We start from the raw sequence: 16,714 nt of genomic DNA on the forward strand, positions 1-16,714 counted from the left end.
ATTAATAGTGGCACTTACCACATTCTAAACCTCCCATTTGCGCCGCAGTCAATTTTTCTACGCCATATTTTTTAGAAAGTTCTTCGTGAATTTTAGTGTAATAAGCATTGCCTTCCATCTTAACATCAGTTTCACGGTGACACTTGATACACCAACCCATAGTTAATGGTGCAAATTGTTTTTGTATTTCGTACTCTTGAACAGGACCGTGACATTTTTGACATTCAATACCGGCAACCGTTACGTGTTGTGAGTGATTGAAATAAGCAAAGTCCGGCAAGTTGTGAATACGAACCCATTTAACAGGTTTTGTTTTTCCGGTGTATTTTTGAGTTGATTTATCCCAACCTACAGCATCATATAACTTTTGGATTTCTCCGTCATAGAATGCTTTAGAGTGTTCCGGAGTAGCTGTAGTATCCGCAACTTCAGAAATGTTTTTATGACAGTTCATACAAACATTCAACGAAGGAATACCGGCATTTTTACTAACTCTGGCTGCAGAGTGACAGTATTTACAATCGATGCCGTTACTTCCGGCGTGAATTCTGTGTGAATAGTGAATAGGTTGAATTGGTGCGTAATCTTGGTCAACGCCCACTTGCATCATCCAGCCGTATACAAAGTATCCGCTTGACAGCAGTAAGAATACCGCTGATACAAAAACCAAGAATTGATTTTTAGCAAATGCTTTCCAAATTGGTAATGATGCTTCTTTTTGAGCTACTTCAATCCCGTTTGATTTAGCTACTTTAGTCAACACATTGTTCACAAAGAACAACATAACAACCAACATTAGCATCACCAAAGCTAAAGCGCCAAGAATAACATCATTAGAAATCCCACCAGCATTGTCTGCTTTTAAACCTCCTTTGTCAAGGGCCATTCCTGCTGGGGCTTCTGCTTTTTTCTCGTTAGTGTAAGCAATGATATTATCAATATCAGCTGTAGACAATTGAGGAAAAGCAGTCATTACTGACTTGTTGTATTCTTCAAAAATTTTGATGGCTTTTGCATCTCCGGATTTGATTAAGGCAGAACTGTTGTTTACCCATTTGTAAATCCAAGCCATGTCATACTTAGCAGAAACACCTCTCAATGCCGGACCGGTCATCTTTTTATCAAGAGCGTGACATGCTGCACAATTGGCGTTGAACAAAGCTTTTCCGGCTACCGGATCACCTCCTGCAGTTGCTGCCGCAGGCGCATCGGTTGCAGGAGCTGTTGCTGCTGGGTCGGTTGCCGGCGGTGTTGCTTGTGAAAATGAAGTGAAGGAGAATGTTAGCATAAGCGCTAAACTGAAGACTATTTTCCTTGAAATCGAATTATGGTTACCCATTTTTTTCATATAATATAATGATTATCGACTAATGTTGGCATGATTTTTTCTGAACCAATTTCAGTTAAAAATCGACGCTTTATTAAAAACTTGCACAAAAATACGACTTATGAACTATTCTCAAAACCTTAAATATATCTTAAATACCAATTTATATTAATTCTAAATAACAAATTGTCTTTTGTTTAATTTTTTAAATTTTACATTTGTATAAAAATCAAATCATTATGAAATATTTCCACAAAGCGAAGCTTATTTTTACTGCCTTAGGAGTTTTATTTTTATCTCAAAAAACCTTTAGTCAGGATAAAAAAGTTGTGGTAAGTCAAGACCCGAAATTTGAGCAATTGCTAAATGAAAAAAGAAAAATAAACAGTTCTATCACCATCAATGATCGGTACAAAATTCAAATCTTCAATGGCGACAGTGAAAACTCTAAAAAAACATTGATCGATTTTAAAAAGGAAAATAAAAATATTGATGCCACTATAGTTTTCAGCACCCCGGCTTACAAGGTTTGGGTTGGCAATTTTAAAACTCGTATTGAAGCCGAAAAAAACCTTAACGAATTAAAGAAAAAGTATCCGAATGCTTTTTTGATTAAACCTAATAAATAAAAAAAGTCCCGATTGATCGGGACTTTTTTTTGGGATATTATTTTAATTTTTTCTTCACTTCCACTTCTTGGAATGCTTCGATTACATCGAACTCATGAATATCATTGTAGTTCTTAATTTGCATACCGCAATCGTAGCCTTTAGCCACTTCTTTCACATCATCTTTGAAACGTTTTAAGGTGGCTAATTCACCCGTGTAAATTACTACTCCTTCACGAATCAAGCGGATTTTAGAGTTTCTGAAGATTTTACCATCAGTAACCATACAACCTGCAATAGTTCCCACTTTGGATACTTTGAAAATCTCGCGGATTTCCGCAGTACCGGTGATTTCTTCTTTCATCTCCGGAGATAACATACCTTCCATCGCGTCTTTCAAGTCGTCGATAGCATCATAGATAATAGAATAGTTTCGGATATCGATTTCCTCTTTATCTGCCAACTGCTTCGCATTTCCGGAAGGTCGAACATTAAATCCGATAATAATCGCATCAGAAGCTGAAGCCAACAATACGTCAGATTCAGTAATAGCACCAACTCCTTTGTGTATGATTCTGATTTGAATTTCTTCTGTAGATAATTTAGAGAAGGAATCAGATAACGCTTCTACCGAACCGTCAACGTCTCCTTTTAAGATAATGTTCAATTCTTTAAATTGGCCCAAAGCAATACGACGACCAATCTCTGCCAACGTAATGTGTTTTTGGGTACGAACCGATTGCTCACGTAATAATTGCGTACGTTTGGCTGCAATTTGTTTGGCTTCTCTTTCGTCTTCAAATACGTTGAACTTATCACCGGCAGTTGGTGCACCATCTAATCCTAAAATGGAAATTGGCGTTGATGGTCCGGCCACTAAAATATTATGACCTCTTTCATCGTGCATGGCTTTTACCTTACCGTGATTTTTTCCGGCCAAAACATAATCTCCTACGCGCAAAGTTCCGGCTTGTACCAAAACGGTTGACACATAACCTCTACCTTTATCTAAGAATGCTTCTACCACAGTTCCAAGAGCGGGTTTATTAGGATTCGCTTTTAATTCTAAAATTTCGGCCTCTAATAACACTTTTTCAAGTAATTCTTTTACACCGGTTCCGGCTTTGGCAGAGATATCTTGGGATTGGTATTTTCCTCCCCAATCTTCCACCAATAAATTCATACCGGCCAATTGTTCTTTAATTTTTTCCGGATTTGCTGCCGGTTTATCGACTTTATTGATAGCAAATATCATAGGAACACCAGCTGCTTGAGCGTGACTGATGGCTTCTTTGGTTTGTGGCATGATGTCATCATCCGCTGCAATCACAATGATAGCAATGTCTGTAACTTGAGCACCACGAGCACGCATGGCGGTAAACGCTTCGTGACCCGGTGTATCTAAGAAAGCAATTTTTTGACCATTGTCTAATTCTACTCCGTAGGCGCCAATGTGCTGTGTAATTCCTCCTGATTCTCCTGCGATTACATTTGTTTTACGAATATAATCCAGCAATGAAGTTTTACCGTGATCCACGTGACCCATTACCGTTACTATCGGAGCTCTGTGTACTAAGTCTTCTTCTTTATCGGCAACTACTTCAAGATTTTCCTCGATATCGGTTGTAATAAATTCTACTTCGTAACCAAACTCATCAGCTACGATAGAAAGTGTTTCTGCATCTAAACGTTGGTTCATGGTTACCATGATTCCCAAAGACATACATGTTCCGATTACTTTAGTGATTGGCACATCCATCATGGTAGCAATTTCTCCTACGGTAACAAACTCGGTTACTTTTAGAACTTTACTTCCTTCTTCAATGGCTTGCATTTCGTCTTCATTTCTTTGACGGTGCGTATCACGTTTGTCTCTTCTGTACTTAGCCGCTTTTGATTTATTTCCTTTCCCTTGAAGACGCTCCAAGGTTTCTTTAATTTGGTTTTTAACCTCTTCTTCCGTTGGTTCAACCTTTTGAACGATAGCCGGACGAGCTCCTTTTTGGAATCCGCCTGGTTTATTGCCAAATTTGTTTCCGCCACCTTGAGTATTACCACCGCTGGTTATCGCAGGTTTATCGCCTGGTTTTGGCGCTATTCTTTTGCGCTTATTTTTGTTGGCGTTATTGTTATTTGCGCCTTGAGCATCATTCGGAGTAGCGGGTTTATTGTTGTCCTTTTTGAATTCCTCTTTTTTCTTTTTAGGTTTATTAAATTGAGATAAATCAATCACTTGACCTGTTAGCGTAGCTCCTGACAATTTTTGGTATTGCGTAGTGATGGTTTCATCTACCGGTGTATCTGGAGAAACTTCTGCTTTTGGCGTTGCCACTTTTACTTCTGGTGATGGAACAACTTCTTTAGCCTTGATAACATTTTCTTGAGGTTCTGCTGCAATTTTCGGCGTTTCAACCGGAGTTGCTGCAATCGGAGCTTTAGGCTCTAAATCGATTTTACCAACTTGTTTGGGAGCAGTCACAATCGCTTTTGCTTTGATTAACTCCAAGCGTTGACGCTCTTCATCGGCTTTACGCTTGTCCTCAATTTCTTTTTCTCTTTCAAGTCGAAGGGCTTCTTTTTCTTTTCTGATTTCTTCGCTTACGCCTTTAGAAGCTTCTTTGTTTCCTTTGTCTCCGGCAAATTGACCACAAAGAATATTATATACATCATCGGAAATTTTTGTGTTTGGACTTGCTTCAATAGCAATGCCTTTATCCTTAAGATAATCCACAGCTCTTTCCAAAGAAATATTTAATTCCCTTAAAACTTTATTAATTCTAATATTTCCTTCAGACATAAAATCTTTTTAATGTTATCTATTTTGGCGAAAGAATTAGTCCTCGAACTCTTCTTTCAATATTTTTATTACTTCTAAAATGGTTTCTTCTTCTAAATCGGTTCTTCTCACTAAATCGGCCACATCTTGGTTCAGAATGCTTCTGGCAGTATCCAATCCGATTTTGGCAAACTCATCGATTACCCATCCATCGATTTCATCTGAGAACTCTGTTAATTCCACATCATCTTCTTCGATAGCACTTCCTTCTCTGATTACGTCTAATTCATAACCGGTCAATAATCCGGCTAATTTGATATTGTGACCACCACGACCAATCGCTTTGGAAACTTCTTCTAATTTCAAGAACACTTCCGCTCTTTTTTTCTCTTCGTCAATTTTAACAGAAGAAACTTTCGCAGGGCTTAAAGCTCTTGTGATATACAACTGTAGGTTGTTGGTATAGTTAATCACGTCAATATTTTCGTTCCCTAATTCACGAACAATTCCGTGGATACGAGAACCTTTCATTCCAACACAAGCACCTACCGGGTCAATTCTGTCGTCATAAGAATCTACGGCTACTTTGGCTTTTTCACCCGGAATTCTGACTACTTTTTTAATCATAATTAAACCATCAAATACTTCCGGAATTTCTTGTTCGAATAATTTTTCCAAAAATTTATCTGCCGTTCTTGACATGATTATTTGTGGTTTATTTCCTTTCAATTCGACGCTTTCAATGATTCCGCGAACGTTATCGCCTTTGCGGAAAAAGTCAGACGGAATTTGTTTTTCTTTCGGCAACACGATTTCGTTTCCTTCATCATCGACCAAAATTACAACTCTTGGGCGAACATGGTGCACTTCGGCCGTATAAATTTCACCGATTAAATCTTTAAATTGTTTGTAAAGATTGGTATTGTCGTGTTCGTGAATTTTAGAAATCAAATTTTGACGCAAAGCCAAAATCGCTCTTCTTCCTAAGTCAATTAATTTTACTTCTTCTGAAACATCTTCTCCTACTTCAAAATCGGGCTCAATTTTTCTGGCTTCAGACAATTCAATTTCTTGATTTTCATCTTCCACTTCACCATCAGCTACCACCACGCGATTTCTCCAAATCTCCATATCTCCTTTATCAGGATTGATAATGATGTCAAAATTGTCGTCAGAACCGTATTTCTTTTTTAATGCGTTTCTAAATACATCCTCCAAAATCGCCATAAGCGTTACTCGATCAATAAGTTTATCGTCTTTAAACTCTGAAAATGATTCGATTAATGCAATATTTTCCATGCCAAATTTTAATTAAATATTATTATAACAATTGCTTCTTTTATTTCTGAATAAGGAATTTCGCGTTTGTGCTCCACCGTTTCTTTTCCTTTTCCTATTTTTTTGGGTTCCCTGGCAGTCCAAGAAAGCATAATGCCTTCTTCTGAAGCTGCCTCTAATTTTGCTTCTATAGTTTCGGTAGCAGTTTTTACTTTTAAAGTTCTACCAATATTTTTTTTATATTGCCTTACCAACTTTAACGGAGTTGAAACTCCTGCCGAAGCTACTTCAAGAGAAAAATCTTGTTCTTCTCGATCCAGATTGTTTTCAATCATTCGACTAACATCAATACAATCTTGCAAAGTTACCCCGTTATCACCATCCAAAGTTACGGTAATTTTGTAACTCTCTGAAATGCTTAAATCTACCAGAAACAACGAAGGGTTTTCTAGTAATCCTTCTTCTAATAAATTGGTAACTTTTTCTTTAAATGTCATATTTGTATAAAAAGAGGGAAGCAGTGCTTCCCTCATTATTTAATTTTAAATGGTAAATAACGCTGCAAATATAGTTATTTTTTTATAAATCAAAAATCCATTGCCAAATCAAAAAAAAATAATACCTTTATTGTGTTAAAATATCCTATCCAAAATTTACTTTTTTATATTATGAAAAAAATCTTAGTCCCAACAGACTTTTCAGAACACGCCGGATACGCATTGAAAGTTGCGGCTCAAATCGCCAAAAAAAATAACGGGGAAATCTTTTTGCTTCACATGTTAGAATTACCACATCAGGCAAGCGATGCTGTTGGAAGCGGTCATGATTTACCGGAAATTATGCTTTTTAAGAATGCCGCCATCAACCGATTAGAAGACTTAATGGACGACCCGAGTTTGGAAGGTATAAAAGTTTCAGAGATTATTCAATTTGAATTGGCATTCGACGGCATCATGAATATCAGTAAAAAGAACGATGTTGATTTGATTGTAATGGGTTCACACGGCGCCAGCGGTTTTAAAGAAATGTTTATCGGTTCTAATGCTGAAAAGGTGGTTAGAAATTCTGATATTCCGGTCTTAATCATTAAGAAAGAAGCCGGTAATTTTGAAGTAAATAAATTTGTTTTTGCTTCTGACTTTGCAGACGAAATCAAAAAACCTTTTGCCAAGGTAGTAGAGTTTGCTAATAAATTTGACGCCGAATTACACTTGGTAATGATCAATACGCCAAGTAGTTTCAAACCTACTCACGTGGCCCAAGAAATAATGAATGATTTTGTTTCTAATTTTACTATCAATAAGTTTTCAACCCACATTTACAATGATGTAAATGTTGAAAGCGGTGTTTTGAATTTTACTAACAACATCGATGCCGATTTAATTGGAATGAGTACTCATGGCCGAAAAGGATTAGCGCATTTCTTCAATGGAAGTATTAGTGAAGATTTAGTAAATCACGCTCTTAGACCGGTAGTTACTTTTAAAATCTAAAGTCAACTTACAGCAACAAAAAAGCCTCTCCAATGGAGAGGCTTTTTTGTTGGTTAAACTCAAGACTTCTCGTTCAAGCTATAAACAAAAAATCCCGCGAATTGCGGGATTTATCGTTGGTCTACTAGGACTCGAACCTAGAAAGACGGCACCAAAAACCGTAGTGTTACCATTACACCATAGACCAGTTTTTCAACATTAAGCTTTATTCAGCATATACCGGGTTTTGCTCAATGCGAGTGCAAATTTAGAACAAATTTTATTTTACACAAACAATTATCCGAAAAAATTAAATTCTTCTACGGTAAAATCAGACTGTCGGCGTATAATAATCTTGTAATTAATTCGTTATCCGTTTGAGAAAATTTTGTTAATCGGCGTTTAATTGCGTTGAAAAAAGTAGTTTCTTTGTAACCATAAAAATAAACCTTCTTCATTTCATACTTATATGATGAATTTTAACTTCAACAAGTGGAATACCATTTTAGGATGGACAACATTTACTATTGCTTTAATCACTTATTCATTAACTGTTGAGCCAACCATGAGTTTCTGGGACTGTGGCGAATACATCTCTACAGCCGCCAAATTGGAAGTTGGTCATCCGCCCGGAGCGCCACTTTACCAAATTCTCGGAGCTTTCTTTGCCATGTTTGCCACAAGCAAAGAAACCATAGCGCTGATGGTAAATATGATGTCTGTGTTTTCAAGTGCGTTCACCATTTTGTTCATGTTTTGGTCGTCTTCTATTTTGTTAAAGAAAATTATTTCCTCATACACGGAAGTAGACCAAAACAAATCTGTAGTTATTTTAGGAAGTTCACTGGTAGGTTCTTTAGCCTTCACCTTTTCAGATAGCTTTTGGGCCAGTGCGGTTGAAGCCGAAGTTTATGCCATGGCATCATTATTAATTGCACTATTGTTTTGGCTTGGATTGCGATGGGAACAAGACATGCATACGCCAAAAGGAAATCGTTGGTTACTATTAATATCACTCGTTGTCGGACTTTCTTTTGGGGTTCACTTCATGGCCTTGCTGACTATTCCGTCTATAGGGTTTTTATACTACTTTAAAAACTGGAAAACAGTCACACTTAAAAATTTTATTATGGCCAATATTATTATAGTTGCCATATTATTGTTTATTTTCAAATTATTGTTGCCTTACACGCTGGCTTTCTTCGGAAAAATGGAGATTTTCATGGTGAACAGCATTGGTTTACCGTTTAACTCAGGAACCATCTTTGCCGTATTATTGATTGTTGTTTTTTTCTATTTCGGATTGAAATATACTCGTGAAAAAGGCCATCCTTTTTACAATACCGCTTTGTTGTGTATACTCTTTGTCTTAATCGGCTTTTCTACATGGATGATGTTACCGATTCGTGCCAATGCCAATGTGGTCATTAATGAAAACAAACCTTCAGATGCTGCGGAAGTTTTAGCCTATTACAACAGAGAACAATATGGTGTTAATCCGTTGTTTTACGGACCGCAATACACCGATACTTTTGCCGGTTTGGATGAAGACCAACCTTATTTAGACAAAGCACCCAATTACGAAAGAGATTATAAAACCGGAAAATATGTCATTGTAAACAATTACAAAAATGCCGAACAAAACACCGATGACAATCACAAGGCTGTACTGCCAAGACTTTGGAGTACTGATCATATCGAAAATTACATTCAATTTACCGGCGTTCCTAAATTCACCTTGAATCAAAATTACCCTTATGAGGAAGATTTGGCTCAATATGGTGTCGATTTAGACAGTTTAAGTGAAGAACAAGTGATGCAGGCTGTTGCCCAGTTAAAAGAGGAAATGCAAAAGAATATCAATGAATTTAAATCCGCTTACCAACAAAAACAAATTGACAACGAAGACTATGTGGCCTTCCTGAAAAAATACAGCGATTATTTGGTCGTTGAAAAACCTTCTACTTGGGACAATATCAGTTTTATGATTGAGTACCAATTCGGTTACATGTACGGAAGGTATTTGTTATGGAATTTTGTCGGCAGACAAAACGATATCCAAGGAAGATATGACAACTTAGACGGCAATTGGATTAGCGGTATAAAATTCGTAGACGAAATACACTTAGGCAAAGGCACTCAAGAAAACTTGCCCGACGATGTAAAAAATAACAAAGGAAGAAATGTTTATTACTTCTTACCGTTTATCATCGGTTTAATAGGACTGATGTACCACGCACAAAGAGATTTAAAGAGTTTCTATGTTTTATTAGCGTTGTTTTTATTCACCAGTATTGCGTTAAAAATATTCCTGAACGAAAGACCTTTTGAACCAAGAGAACGAGATTATGCCCTGGTAGGTTCTTTTTATGTTTTTGCCATTTGGCTCGGATTCGGCGTCTATGCCATCTACGAAATTGTATCCGATTATGTTAAATCAAAATTAGTTGGACCAATAATAATTGGCGCATGTCTATTGGCTGCTCCGGTACTGATGGCCAGTCAAAACTGGGATGACCACGACCGTTCTAACCGCTACACAGCAACTGCCATGGCGAAAAATTACCTCAATTCTTGTGACAAGAATGCTATTCTTTTCACTATCGGAGATAATGATACTTTTCCGCTTTGGTATGCCCAAGAAATTGAAGGAGTAAGACCGGACATTAAGATTATCAATACCCAATTATTCATGACCGATTGGAATATTGATCAAGCCAAATTCAAAACCTACGACGCCGAAGGTTTACCGATTTCGTTCAAACACAGCGAATATGTTGGTGATAATTTAGATTATGTTGCCCATATCCCGAAAACAGATGCTCGTTGGGACATCAAAGGCTTTATTGATTTTATAAAAAACCCGGAATCTACCATTGAGTTGCAAAACGGACAAACTATCCATTTTTACCCAACCAATAAAATCAGAATTCCGGTAGATAAAAACACTATCATCAAGAACAATGTAGTCAACCCAAAATACCATGATTCTATTGTTCCGTATATTGATTTAGACATCAAAGGAAGCGCAATGTACAAAAACCGCTTAATGATGTTGGATGTATTGGCCAATAACAATTGGAAACGACCAATTTATTTCACCGGCGGAAGTTTTGGGGACGATGATTATTTGTGGATGAAGGATTACCTTCAATTAGACGGTTTGGTATATAAATTAGTACCGGTTAAAACGACTGTTGACAAAGATAACCCTTATGAAATGGGCCAAATTGATACCGATAAAATGTATAATTTGGTAATGAAATGGGATTGGGGTAATGGCGAAAGCACCAACATCTACCACGACCCGGAAACCCGTAAAAACAGCATCTCTTACCGAACCAATATGGCCAGGTTGATGGAACAATTAATCAATGAAGGTAAAAAAGATAAAGCCAAAAAAGTTTTGGATATGGCTATGACCAAAATGCCAATGGATTATTATGGCTACTATACTATGGTAGAACCATTTGTTGGTGGTTACTACGCTATCGGAGAAAAAGCAAAAGCGCGTCAAATTCTCGAAAAGCTACTCACTAAATACAAACAAAATCTAACTTATTTCGCCGGGATTCAACCTTCTATCCAAAACGGAATCGCTTCTGATATTATCACCGATATTGAACGCTACAGAAGTTTATTGACACTGATGAAAGATCGCGGAGATTTAGAATTTTATAATAAAAACAAACCGGCTTTCAATTCTTTGGCACAACGATTCACCCGTTTCGGAAGAGAATTAGAATAACCAAAAAGTAAAACTTGAAGATGTGCCAATCTGATTATTCATTTTGGCGCATTTTTTTTATATTTAGCCTATGAGTTTATGGGTCAAAACAAATCGGTTTATCAAGACTGTTTTTCCGAAATATATCTGGGAGATTCCCAATCACGAGAAAAAAGTATTCCTCACTTTTGATGACGGACCGATTCCGGAAGTCACCGAATGGACCTTGGCACAATTAAAAAAACACAACGCCAAAGCCACCTTCTTTTGCATCGGTCATAACATTCAAAAACATCCTGAAATTTTTAAAACAGTAATCGATGATGGTCACTCAATCGGAAACCATACTTTCAATCATTTAAAAGGTTGGGAAACTTCGTTGGAAGATTATATCGAAAACACCAAAAAGTGCTCAGAAATTATAACCAACTGCCAACTAAACACGGAACACTCCCAACTTTTCCGTCCGCCTTACGGCAAAATAAAACCTGCTCAGGCTACAGCTTTAAGAAAACAGGGCTACAAAATAATCATGTGGGATATTATCAGCATGGATTTTGACCAAACCATTTCACCTGAAAAATGTTTGGACAATGTGCTGAAAAATATTGAAAGCGGAAGCATAATCGTATTTCACGATAGCGTCAAAGCTTGGAAAAACCTGGAATACGCTTTACCGAAAACTTTAGCATTCTTAAAAGAAAAAGGATTTGTTTGTGAAAAGATTGATTAGAGTTGGTCCTGAACCAAAGCTATGATGCTATTCGCATCCAACTCGCCCGATTGTCTCCAAACCATTTGACCATCTTTGTAAATCATCAAGGTAGGCAAACCTTTAATACGCAAGGCATCGGCCAACTCTTGATTCTTATCAACATCAATTTTGATCACTTTTGCCTTGTCACCAAGCGCAGCTGCAACATCTCTGATAACAGGATGCATGGACACTGAAGATTCGTTCCATTCTGTGTAAAAGTCAATTAACACAGGCACTTGAGCATTGATTAATTCTCCAAATTTTGACATAAAACCAAAATAATTTTACCTTCTTTTACCGAAGAAAAAGAAATATTAAACCACAAATGTAGCATTTTTAACCAATTATGCTACTTTTTCGCCTTTTTTTAGTTCAAAAACAGTTATCTCTGGCCAAATCCCTACTCTACCGGGATACGCATGAAAACCTAAACCGCGATTAACATAAATATACCGACCCACATTTTCATACAATCCTGCCCATTGTTTGTAAACATATTGCACCGGACTCCACTGAATAATTCCCGGAATTTCTATTCCAAATTGCAACCCGTGCGTATGACCCGAAAGGGTTAATTGGAAATGCTTGTCGTGGTTTTTTACCTCATATTCCCAATGGCTTGGATCGTGACTCATCAAAATTTTGAAATCTTCGGCAGTCAAACCTTCCGATGCCTTGTGCAAATCGCCGGCTTGTTTGAAGTTTTTACCCCAATTCTCCACGCCCACAATGGCTATTTCACTTTCGCCCTTTTTGATTTTGGTATGCTGGTTCAACAACAAATCAAAGCCAATATCACCATACAATTTTTTGATGCCTTCAAAATTTTCATCTTTAGCGGCTTGCGATGGCCAATCAATGTATTCACCATAATCGTGGTTGCCTAAAACCGCGTATTTACCGTACTCGTGCTTGTCAATTTTGTTGAAAGTTTCAATCCAAGGATGCATTTCTGTAGCATGCGTATTGACAATATCTCCGGTAAAAAGCATCATGTCGGTTTTTTGCTCATTGATTAAATCAACGGCATACTGTATTTTTTCGGCATCATCAAAACTACCACTGTGTACATCCGAAATTTGAGTAATGGTAAAACCGTCAAAATCTTCGGGTAAATCTGGGAAAAATAAAGTTTGTTTGATTACCCTGAAATTGTATTTCCCTTTAGTCATTCCATACAAAAGGGAAGTAAAAGGAATTGCCGCTATAACCAAGGCCAATTGACTAACAAATCGTCTTCGATCTGGTAAAAAAGTCCCGTTATCATTATCTCCCATAAAATGAGTAATGACGCCCGAAAAAACACGATAAACATCCTCCAATAACATGAAAAAAGTAAGTATCATTTTCGGAACAAACAACAATAACAACAATCCGAATGTCAATAGTGTTTTTGTATTTTGCCCAACCCTGCGGTCAAATTGTGACAATTGGTAAAATATGTAAATAATTGCCGCCAAAGAAATAACTTGATAAGCTACTAAAATCCATCTCGATTTAGTGATGGTTCGAAAAGCTTGAAAAGCATAAACCTCTATAATGGCAACAAACAGGATAAAGAAAATCCAACGAAACATAGCGATAATTTTCAGCAAAATAACGAAGAATCAACCCATTATCATGCTCGATTTAACTAATTTTAACTAAAATATTTCTCTTTTTCAGCATTCAAAGTTTCGCTACCTTTACATTTTATAATTAATTCGAAAATGTCACAACAAAAACGCCTTTTCCTGCTCGACGCTTATGCCTTAATTTTCCGTGGTTATTATGCTTTTATCAAAAATCCGCGTATCAATTCGAAAGGAATGGATACTTCAGCTATTATGGGTTTTATGAACTCTTTGATGGATGTAATTAAACGAGAAAAACCCGACCATTTAGCCGTAGCCTTTGATAAAGGCGGCAGTGATTATCGAATTGAAATGTATCAAGAATACAAAGCCCATCGTGACGAAACTCCCGAAGCCATTAAAATTGCCGTTCCCTACATTCAGGAATTGTTAAAAGCGATGCACATTCCGATAATGGAAAAAGCCGGTTTCGAAGCCGATGATTTGATTGGTACTTTGGCCAAGCAAGCCGAAAAAGAAGGCTTTCAAGTCTTTATGGTGACGCCCGATAAAGATTTTGCCCAATTGGTATCCGAAAATATTTTCATGTACAAACCGGCCCGTATGGGGAATGATATTGAAATTTGGGGCGTACCCGAAGTATTGGAAAAATTTGAAATCGAAAGACCGGAACAGGTTATCGATTTCCTCGGAATGATGGGCGATTCTGCCGATAATATTCCCGGATTTCCGGGCGTTGGTGAAGTGACTGCCAAAAAATTATTAAAGGAATTCGGCAGTATGGAAAACCTTTTGGAAAACACCGACAAACTCAAAGGCGCTCTCAAAGACAAAATCGAAAACAACAAAGAACTCGGTATTTTGTCTAAAAAACTGGCCCGAATTCTATTGGATTGTCCGGTGACTTTTGACGCCACCGATTTCGAATTATCCAAACCCGATGTAGAAAAAACAGATGCTTTGTTCCAAGAACTAGAATTCCGTCAAATGAAAGCCCAATTCGACAAACTTTTCGGCACCGGAAAAGAATATGATGAGATAGAAACCAATGGCGACGACAACGGACAAACACCTCAAGCTGTCAAAAAGACGCCTGCCAAAAAAACCAACGAAGACCAATTTGATTTATTCGGCTTTTCCGATGAAGAAACCGGCGAACCCAAACAACATTCGTATTACGCTACTTTAGAAAACACACCGCATCATTACCAAATTTCACAAGGCGATTTGCCGGTAAAATTGTTGCTGCAAAGTTTGATGAACCAAACCTCTGTGTGCTTTGACACCGAAACCACCGGAATTGATGCGCTAAACGCTGAATTGGTTGGCTTGTCTTTCTCTTTTGAAAAAGGCAAAGGTTTTTATGTGCCTGTTCCCGAAAACCAACAACAAGCCCAAGCTTTGGTGGAAAAATTCAGACCGTTTTTTGAAAATGAAAACATTGAAAAAATCGGGCAAAATATGAAATACGATTTAAAGGTTTTGGCCAATTATGGAATCACCGTCAAAGGCAAATTATTTGACACCATGATTGCGCATTACCTCATTAATCCCGACATGCGTCACAACATGGATGTGTTAAGTGAAACATATTTAAAATATTCGCCGAAATCCATCGAAACCTTAATCGGTAAAAAAGGGAAAGGTCAATTGTCGATGCGTGATGTGCCTTTGGAAGACATCAAAGAATACGCTACCGAAGATGCTGATATTACGCTGCAACTTAAAGAACATTTCCAACCGATTTTGGAAAAAGTCGGCACCAAAAAACTCTTTGATGAAATCGAAATTCCGTTGGTGCAAGTCTTAGCCGATATGGAAGCAGAAGGCATTCGATTGAATGTTGATTTCTTAAAAAGCATGTCGGTCGATATGCAAAAAGAAATCAACGAATTTGAGCAAAAAATCTACGAAACTGCCGGAGAAAAATTCAATTTGGCTTCCCCAAAACAGCTTGGAGAAGTCCTTTTTGACAAAATGAAAATCGGCGGTGCCAAACAAAAGAAAACCAAAACCGGACAATACGCCACCGGTGAAGAAGTCTTGAGTTATTTGGCCAATGAGCACCAAATTGTAAAAGATATTTTAGATTGGCGCCAAATGGTGAAACTGCAAAGTACTTACATCGATGCGCTGCCGAATCAAGTAGATGCCAAAACTCAGCGAGTACATACGGATTATATGCAAACCGTGGCCGCAACCGGTCGTTTGAGTTCCAATAATCCGAATTTACAAAACATTCCGATTCGCACAGAAAGAGGCAGATTAATCCGAAAAGCCTTTATCGCGCGTGACGAAAATTACACCTTACTTTCTGCCGATTATTCTCAGATAGAATTGCGAATTATTGCCGCTTTATCAGGGGAAGAAAATATGATTAAAGCCTTCCAAAATAACGAAGACATTCACCGAAGTACGGCGGCAAAAGTATTCAATGTGCCTTTAGAGGAAGTGACCAAAGAACAACGAAGCAATGCCAAAACCGTAAACTTCGGAATCATTTACGGGGTTTCTGCTTTTGGTTTAAGTAATCAAACTTCTTTGTCTCGTTCTGAAAGCGCGGCCTTAATCGATGCCTATTACAAAACCTATCCGAAACTAAAATCATACATGTCAGAGCAAGTCGATTTTGCCCGACAAAATGGTTACGTACAAACCGTTTTGGGCAGACGTCGTTATTTAAAAGACATCAATTCCGCCAATGCCATTGTTCGCGGAGCAGCAGAACGAAACGCAGTAAACGCACCCATTCAAGGAAGTGCTGCCGACATTATCAAAATCGCCATGATCAATATTCATAAGAAACTGACATCTGAAAAATGGCAATCTAAAATGTTGTTGCAAGTCCATGATGAGCTTGTTTTTGACGTACACAACTCAGAATTAGAAAAAATCAAACCCATAATCAAACACGAAATGGAAAATGCGTTCAAGCTAGCCGTTCCGTTGGAAGTAGAACTTGGAACGGGTCAGAATTGGCTGGAGGCGCATTAGGATTAGTGTTCAGTTAGCAGTTTTATAATGTTGAAAAAACTTTTTACACAGCGCTTTTTTTGGCTTTTGCTTATACCATTCATTTTTGGAGTAATCGCTTTGTTTATTTTTTTAAATACAGATGCAATGGGAACCGGTACTTGGGGAATTAATAAAACTGTAGGTTGGGCATGGGATTTAAGTAATTTCAACTTTTTACAA

The 16,714-nt window shown here is 37.5% G+C and carries 11 protein-coding genes and 1 tRNA gene; 5 read left to right on the forward strand and 7 right to left on the reverse strand.

Annotated features, from left to right (window positions below; genetic code table 11):
• Nucleotide 1: 1 nt before the first annotated feature.
• A complete protein-coding gene (locus P7V56_RS01020) occupies nt 2–1,348 on the reverse strand; it encodes a c-type cytochrome (RefSeq protein WP_171221526.1) in 1,347 nt (448 codons plus the stop codon).
• Nucleotides 1,349–1,566: 218 nt separating this feature from the next.
• Between P7V56_RS01020 and P7V56_RS01025 the strand changes: the two genes are divergently transcribed.
• Nucleotides 1,567–1,956: an SPOR domain-containing protein gene (locus P7V56_RS01025; RefSeq protein ID WP_171221525.1), complete on the forward strand. Its 390-nt coding sequence runs from the start codon at nt 1,567–1,569 to the stop codon at nt 1,954–1,956.
• A 37-nt stretch (nt 1,957–1,993) separates the two neighbouring features.
• Here the strand turns inward: P7V56_RS01025 and infB are convergent, their stop codons facing one another.
• The 3 genes from infB to rimP are packed head-to-tail and all read right to left on the reverse strand — an operon-like array spanning nt 1,994 to nt 6,486.
• Nucleotides 1,994–4,732, reverse strand: coding sequence for a translation initiation factor IF-2 (gene infB / locus P7V56_RS01030; protein ID WP_171221524.1), 2,739 nt, complete (start codon nt 4,730–4,732; stop codon nt 1,994–1,996).
• A gap of 36 nt (nt 4,733–4,768) precedes the next feature.
• On the reverse strand, nt 4,769–6,010 hold the full coding sequence (gene nusA / locus P7V56_RS01035) for a transcription termination factor NusA (RefSeq protein ID WP_171221523.1): 1,242 nt from the start codon (nt 6,008–6,010) through the stop codon (nt 4,769–4,771).
• Between the two features lie 8 nt (nt 6,011–6,018).
• On the reverse strand, nt 6,019–6,486 hold the full coding sequence (gene rimP / locus P7V56_RS01040) for a ribosome assembly cofactor RimP (RefSeq protein ID WP_171221597.1): 468 nt from the start codon (nt 6,484–6,486) through the stop codon (nt 6,019–6,021).
• A 171-nt stretch (nt 6,487–6,657) separates the two neighbouring features.
• On the opposite strand from rimP, the gene P7V56_RS01045 reads away from it, so the two are divergent.
• Nucleotides 6,658–7,482, forward strand: coding sequence for a universal stress protein (locus P7V56_RS01045; protein ID WP_171221522.1), 825 nt, complete (start codon nt 6,658–6,660; stop codon nt 7,480–7,482).
• Between the two features lie 116 nt (nt 7,483–7,598).
• Here the strand turns inward: P7V56_RS01045 and P7V56_RS01050 are convergent.
• Nucleotides 7,599–7,669, reverse strand: a tRNA-Gln gene (locus tag P7V56_RS01050).
• Between the two features lie 261 nt (nt 7,670–7,930).
• Here P7V56_RS01050 and P7V56_RS01055 point away from each other — a divergent pair.
• Nucleotides 7,931–11,209 (forward strand): glycosyltransferase family 117 protein, encoded by a 3,279-nt coding sequence (locus P7V56_RS01055; protein ID WP_171221521.1) that lies wholly within the window; start codon nt 7,931–7,933, stop codon nt 11,207–11,209.
• A gap of 70 nt (nt 11,210–11,279) precedes the next feature.
• Nucleotides 11,280–11,921 (forward strand): polysaccharide deacetylase family protein, encoded by a 642-nt coding sequence (locus P7V56_RS01060; protein ID WP_171221520.1) that lies wholly within the window; start codon nt 11,280–11,282, stop codon nt 11,919–11,921.
• Here P7V56_RS01060 and P7V56_RS01065 read toward each other — a convergent pair.
• Together P7V56_RS01065 and P7V56_RS01070 are read right to left on the reverse strand one after the other, a co-directional pair.
• Entirely contained in the window at nt 11,918–12,214 is a 297-nt protein-coding gene (locus P7V56_RS01065) for a thioredoxin family protein (protein ID WP_171221519.1), read from the reverse strand. The two genes, P7V56_RS01060 and P7V56_RS01065, sit on opposite strands and share 4 nt — an antisense overlap.
• Before the next feature lie 75 nt (nt 12,215–12,289).
• Nucleotides 12,290–13,522: a metallophosphoesterase gene (locus tag P7V56_RS01070; protein ID WP_171221518.1), complete on the reverse strand. Its 1,233-nt coding sequence runs from the start codon at nt 13,520–13,522 to the stop codon at nt 12,290–12,292.
• A gap of 132 nt (nt 13,523–13,654) precedes the next feature.
• Here P7V56_RS01070 and polA point away from each other — a divergent pair, with 132 nt between their 5' ends.
• On the forward strand, nt 13,655–16,513 hold the full coding sequence (polA, locus tag P7V56_RS01075; RefSeq protein ID WP_171221517.1) for a DNA polymerase I: 2,859 nt from the start codon (nt 13,655–13,657) through the stop codon (nt 16,511–16,513).
• Nucleotides 16,514–16,714: the final 201 nt, after the last annotated feature.

Source organism: Flavobacterium sp. IMCC34852, assembly GCF_030643905.1.
GTDB lineage: Bacteria > Bacteroidota > Bacteroidia > Flavobacteriales > Flavobacteriaceae > Flavobacterium > Flavobacterium rivulicola.

Bases quoted from the DNA above. Each gene is read 5' to 3' on its own strand.
- P7V56_RS01065 (WP_171221519.1), bottom strand. From the start codon at position 12,214: ATGTCAAAATTTGGAGAATTAATCAATGCTCAAGTGCCTGTGTTAATT.
- polA (WP_171221517.1), top strand. From the start codon at position 13,655: ATGTCACAACAAAAACGCCTTTTCCTGCTCGACGCTTATGCCTTAATT.
- infB (WP_171221524.1), bottom strand. From the start codon at position 4,732: ATGTCTGAAGGAAATATTAGAATTAATAAAGTTTTAAGGGAATTAAAT.
- P7V56_RS01055 (WP_171221521.1), top strand. From the start codon at position 7,931: ATGATGAATTTTAACTTCAACAAGTGGAATACCATTTTAGGATGGACA.
- nusA (WP_171221523.1), bottom strand. From the start codon at position 6,010: ATGGAAAATATTGCATTAATCGAATCATTTTCAGAGTTTAAAGACGAT.
- P7V56_RS01020 (WP_171221526.1), bottom strand. From the start codon at position 1,348: ATGAAAAAAATGGGTAACCATAATTCGATTTCAAGGAAAATAGTCTTC.
- P7V56_RS01070 (WP_171221518.1), bottom strand. From the start codon at position 13,522: ATGTTTCGTTGGATTTTCTTTATCCTGTTTGTTGCCATTATAGAGGTT.
- P7V56_RS01025 (WP_171221525.1), top strand. From the start codon at position 1,567: ATGAAATATTTCCACAAAGCGAAGCTTATTTTTACTGCCTTAGGAGTT.
- P7V56_RS01045 (WP_171221522.1), top strand. From the start codon at position 6,658: ATGAAAAAAATCTTAGTCCCAACAGACTTTTCAGAACACGCCGGATAC.
- P7V56_RS01060 (WP_171221520.1), top strand. From the start codon at position 11,280: ATGAGTTTATGGGTCAAAACAAATCGGTTTATCAAGACTGTTTTTCCG.
- rimP (WP_171221597.1), bottom strand. From the start codon at position 6,486: ATGACATTTAAAGAAAAAGTTACCAATTTATTAGAAGAAGGATTACTA.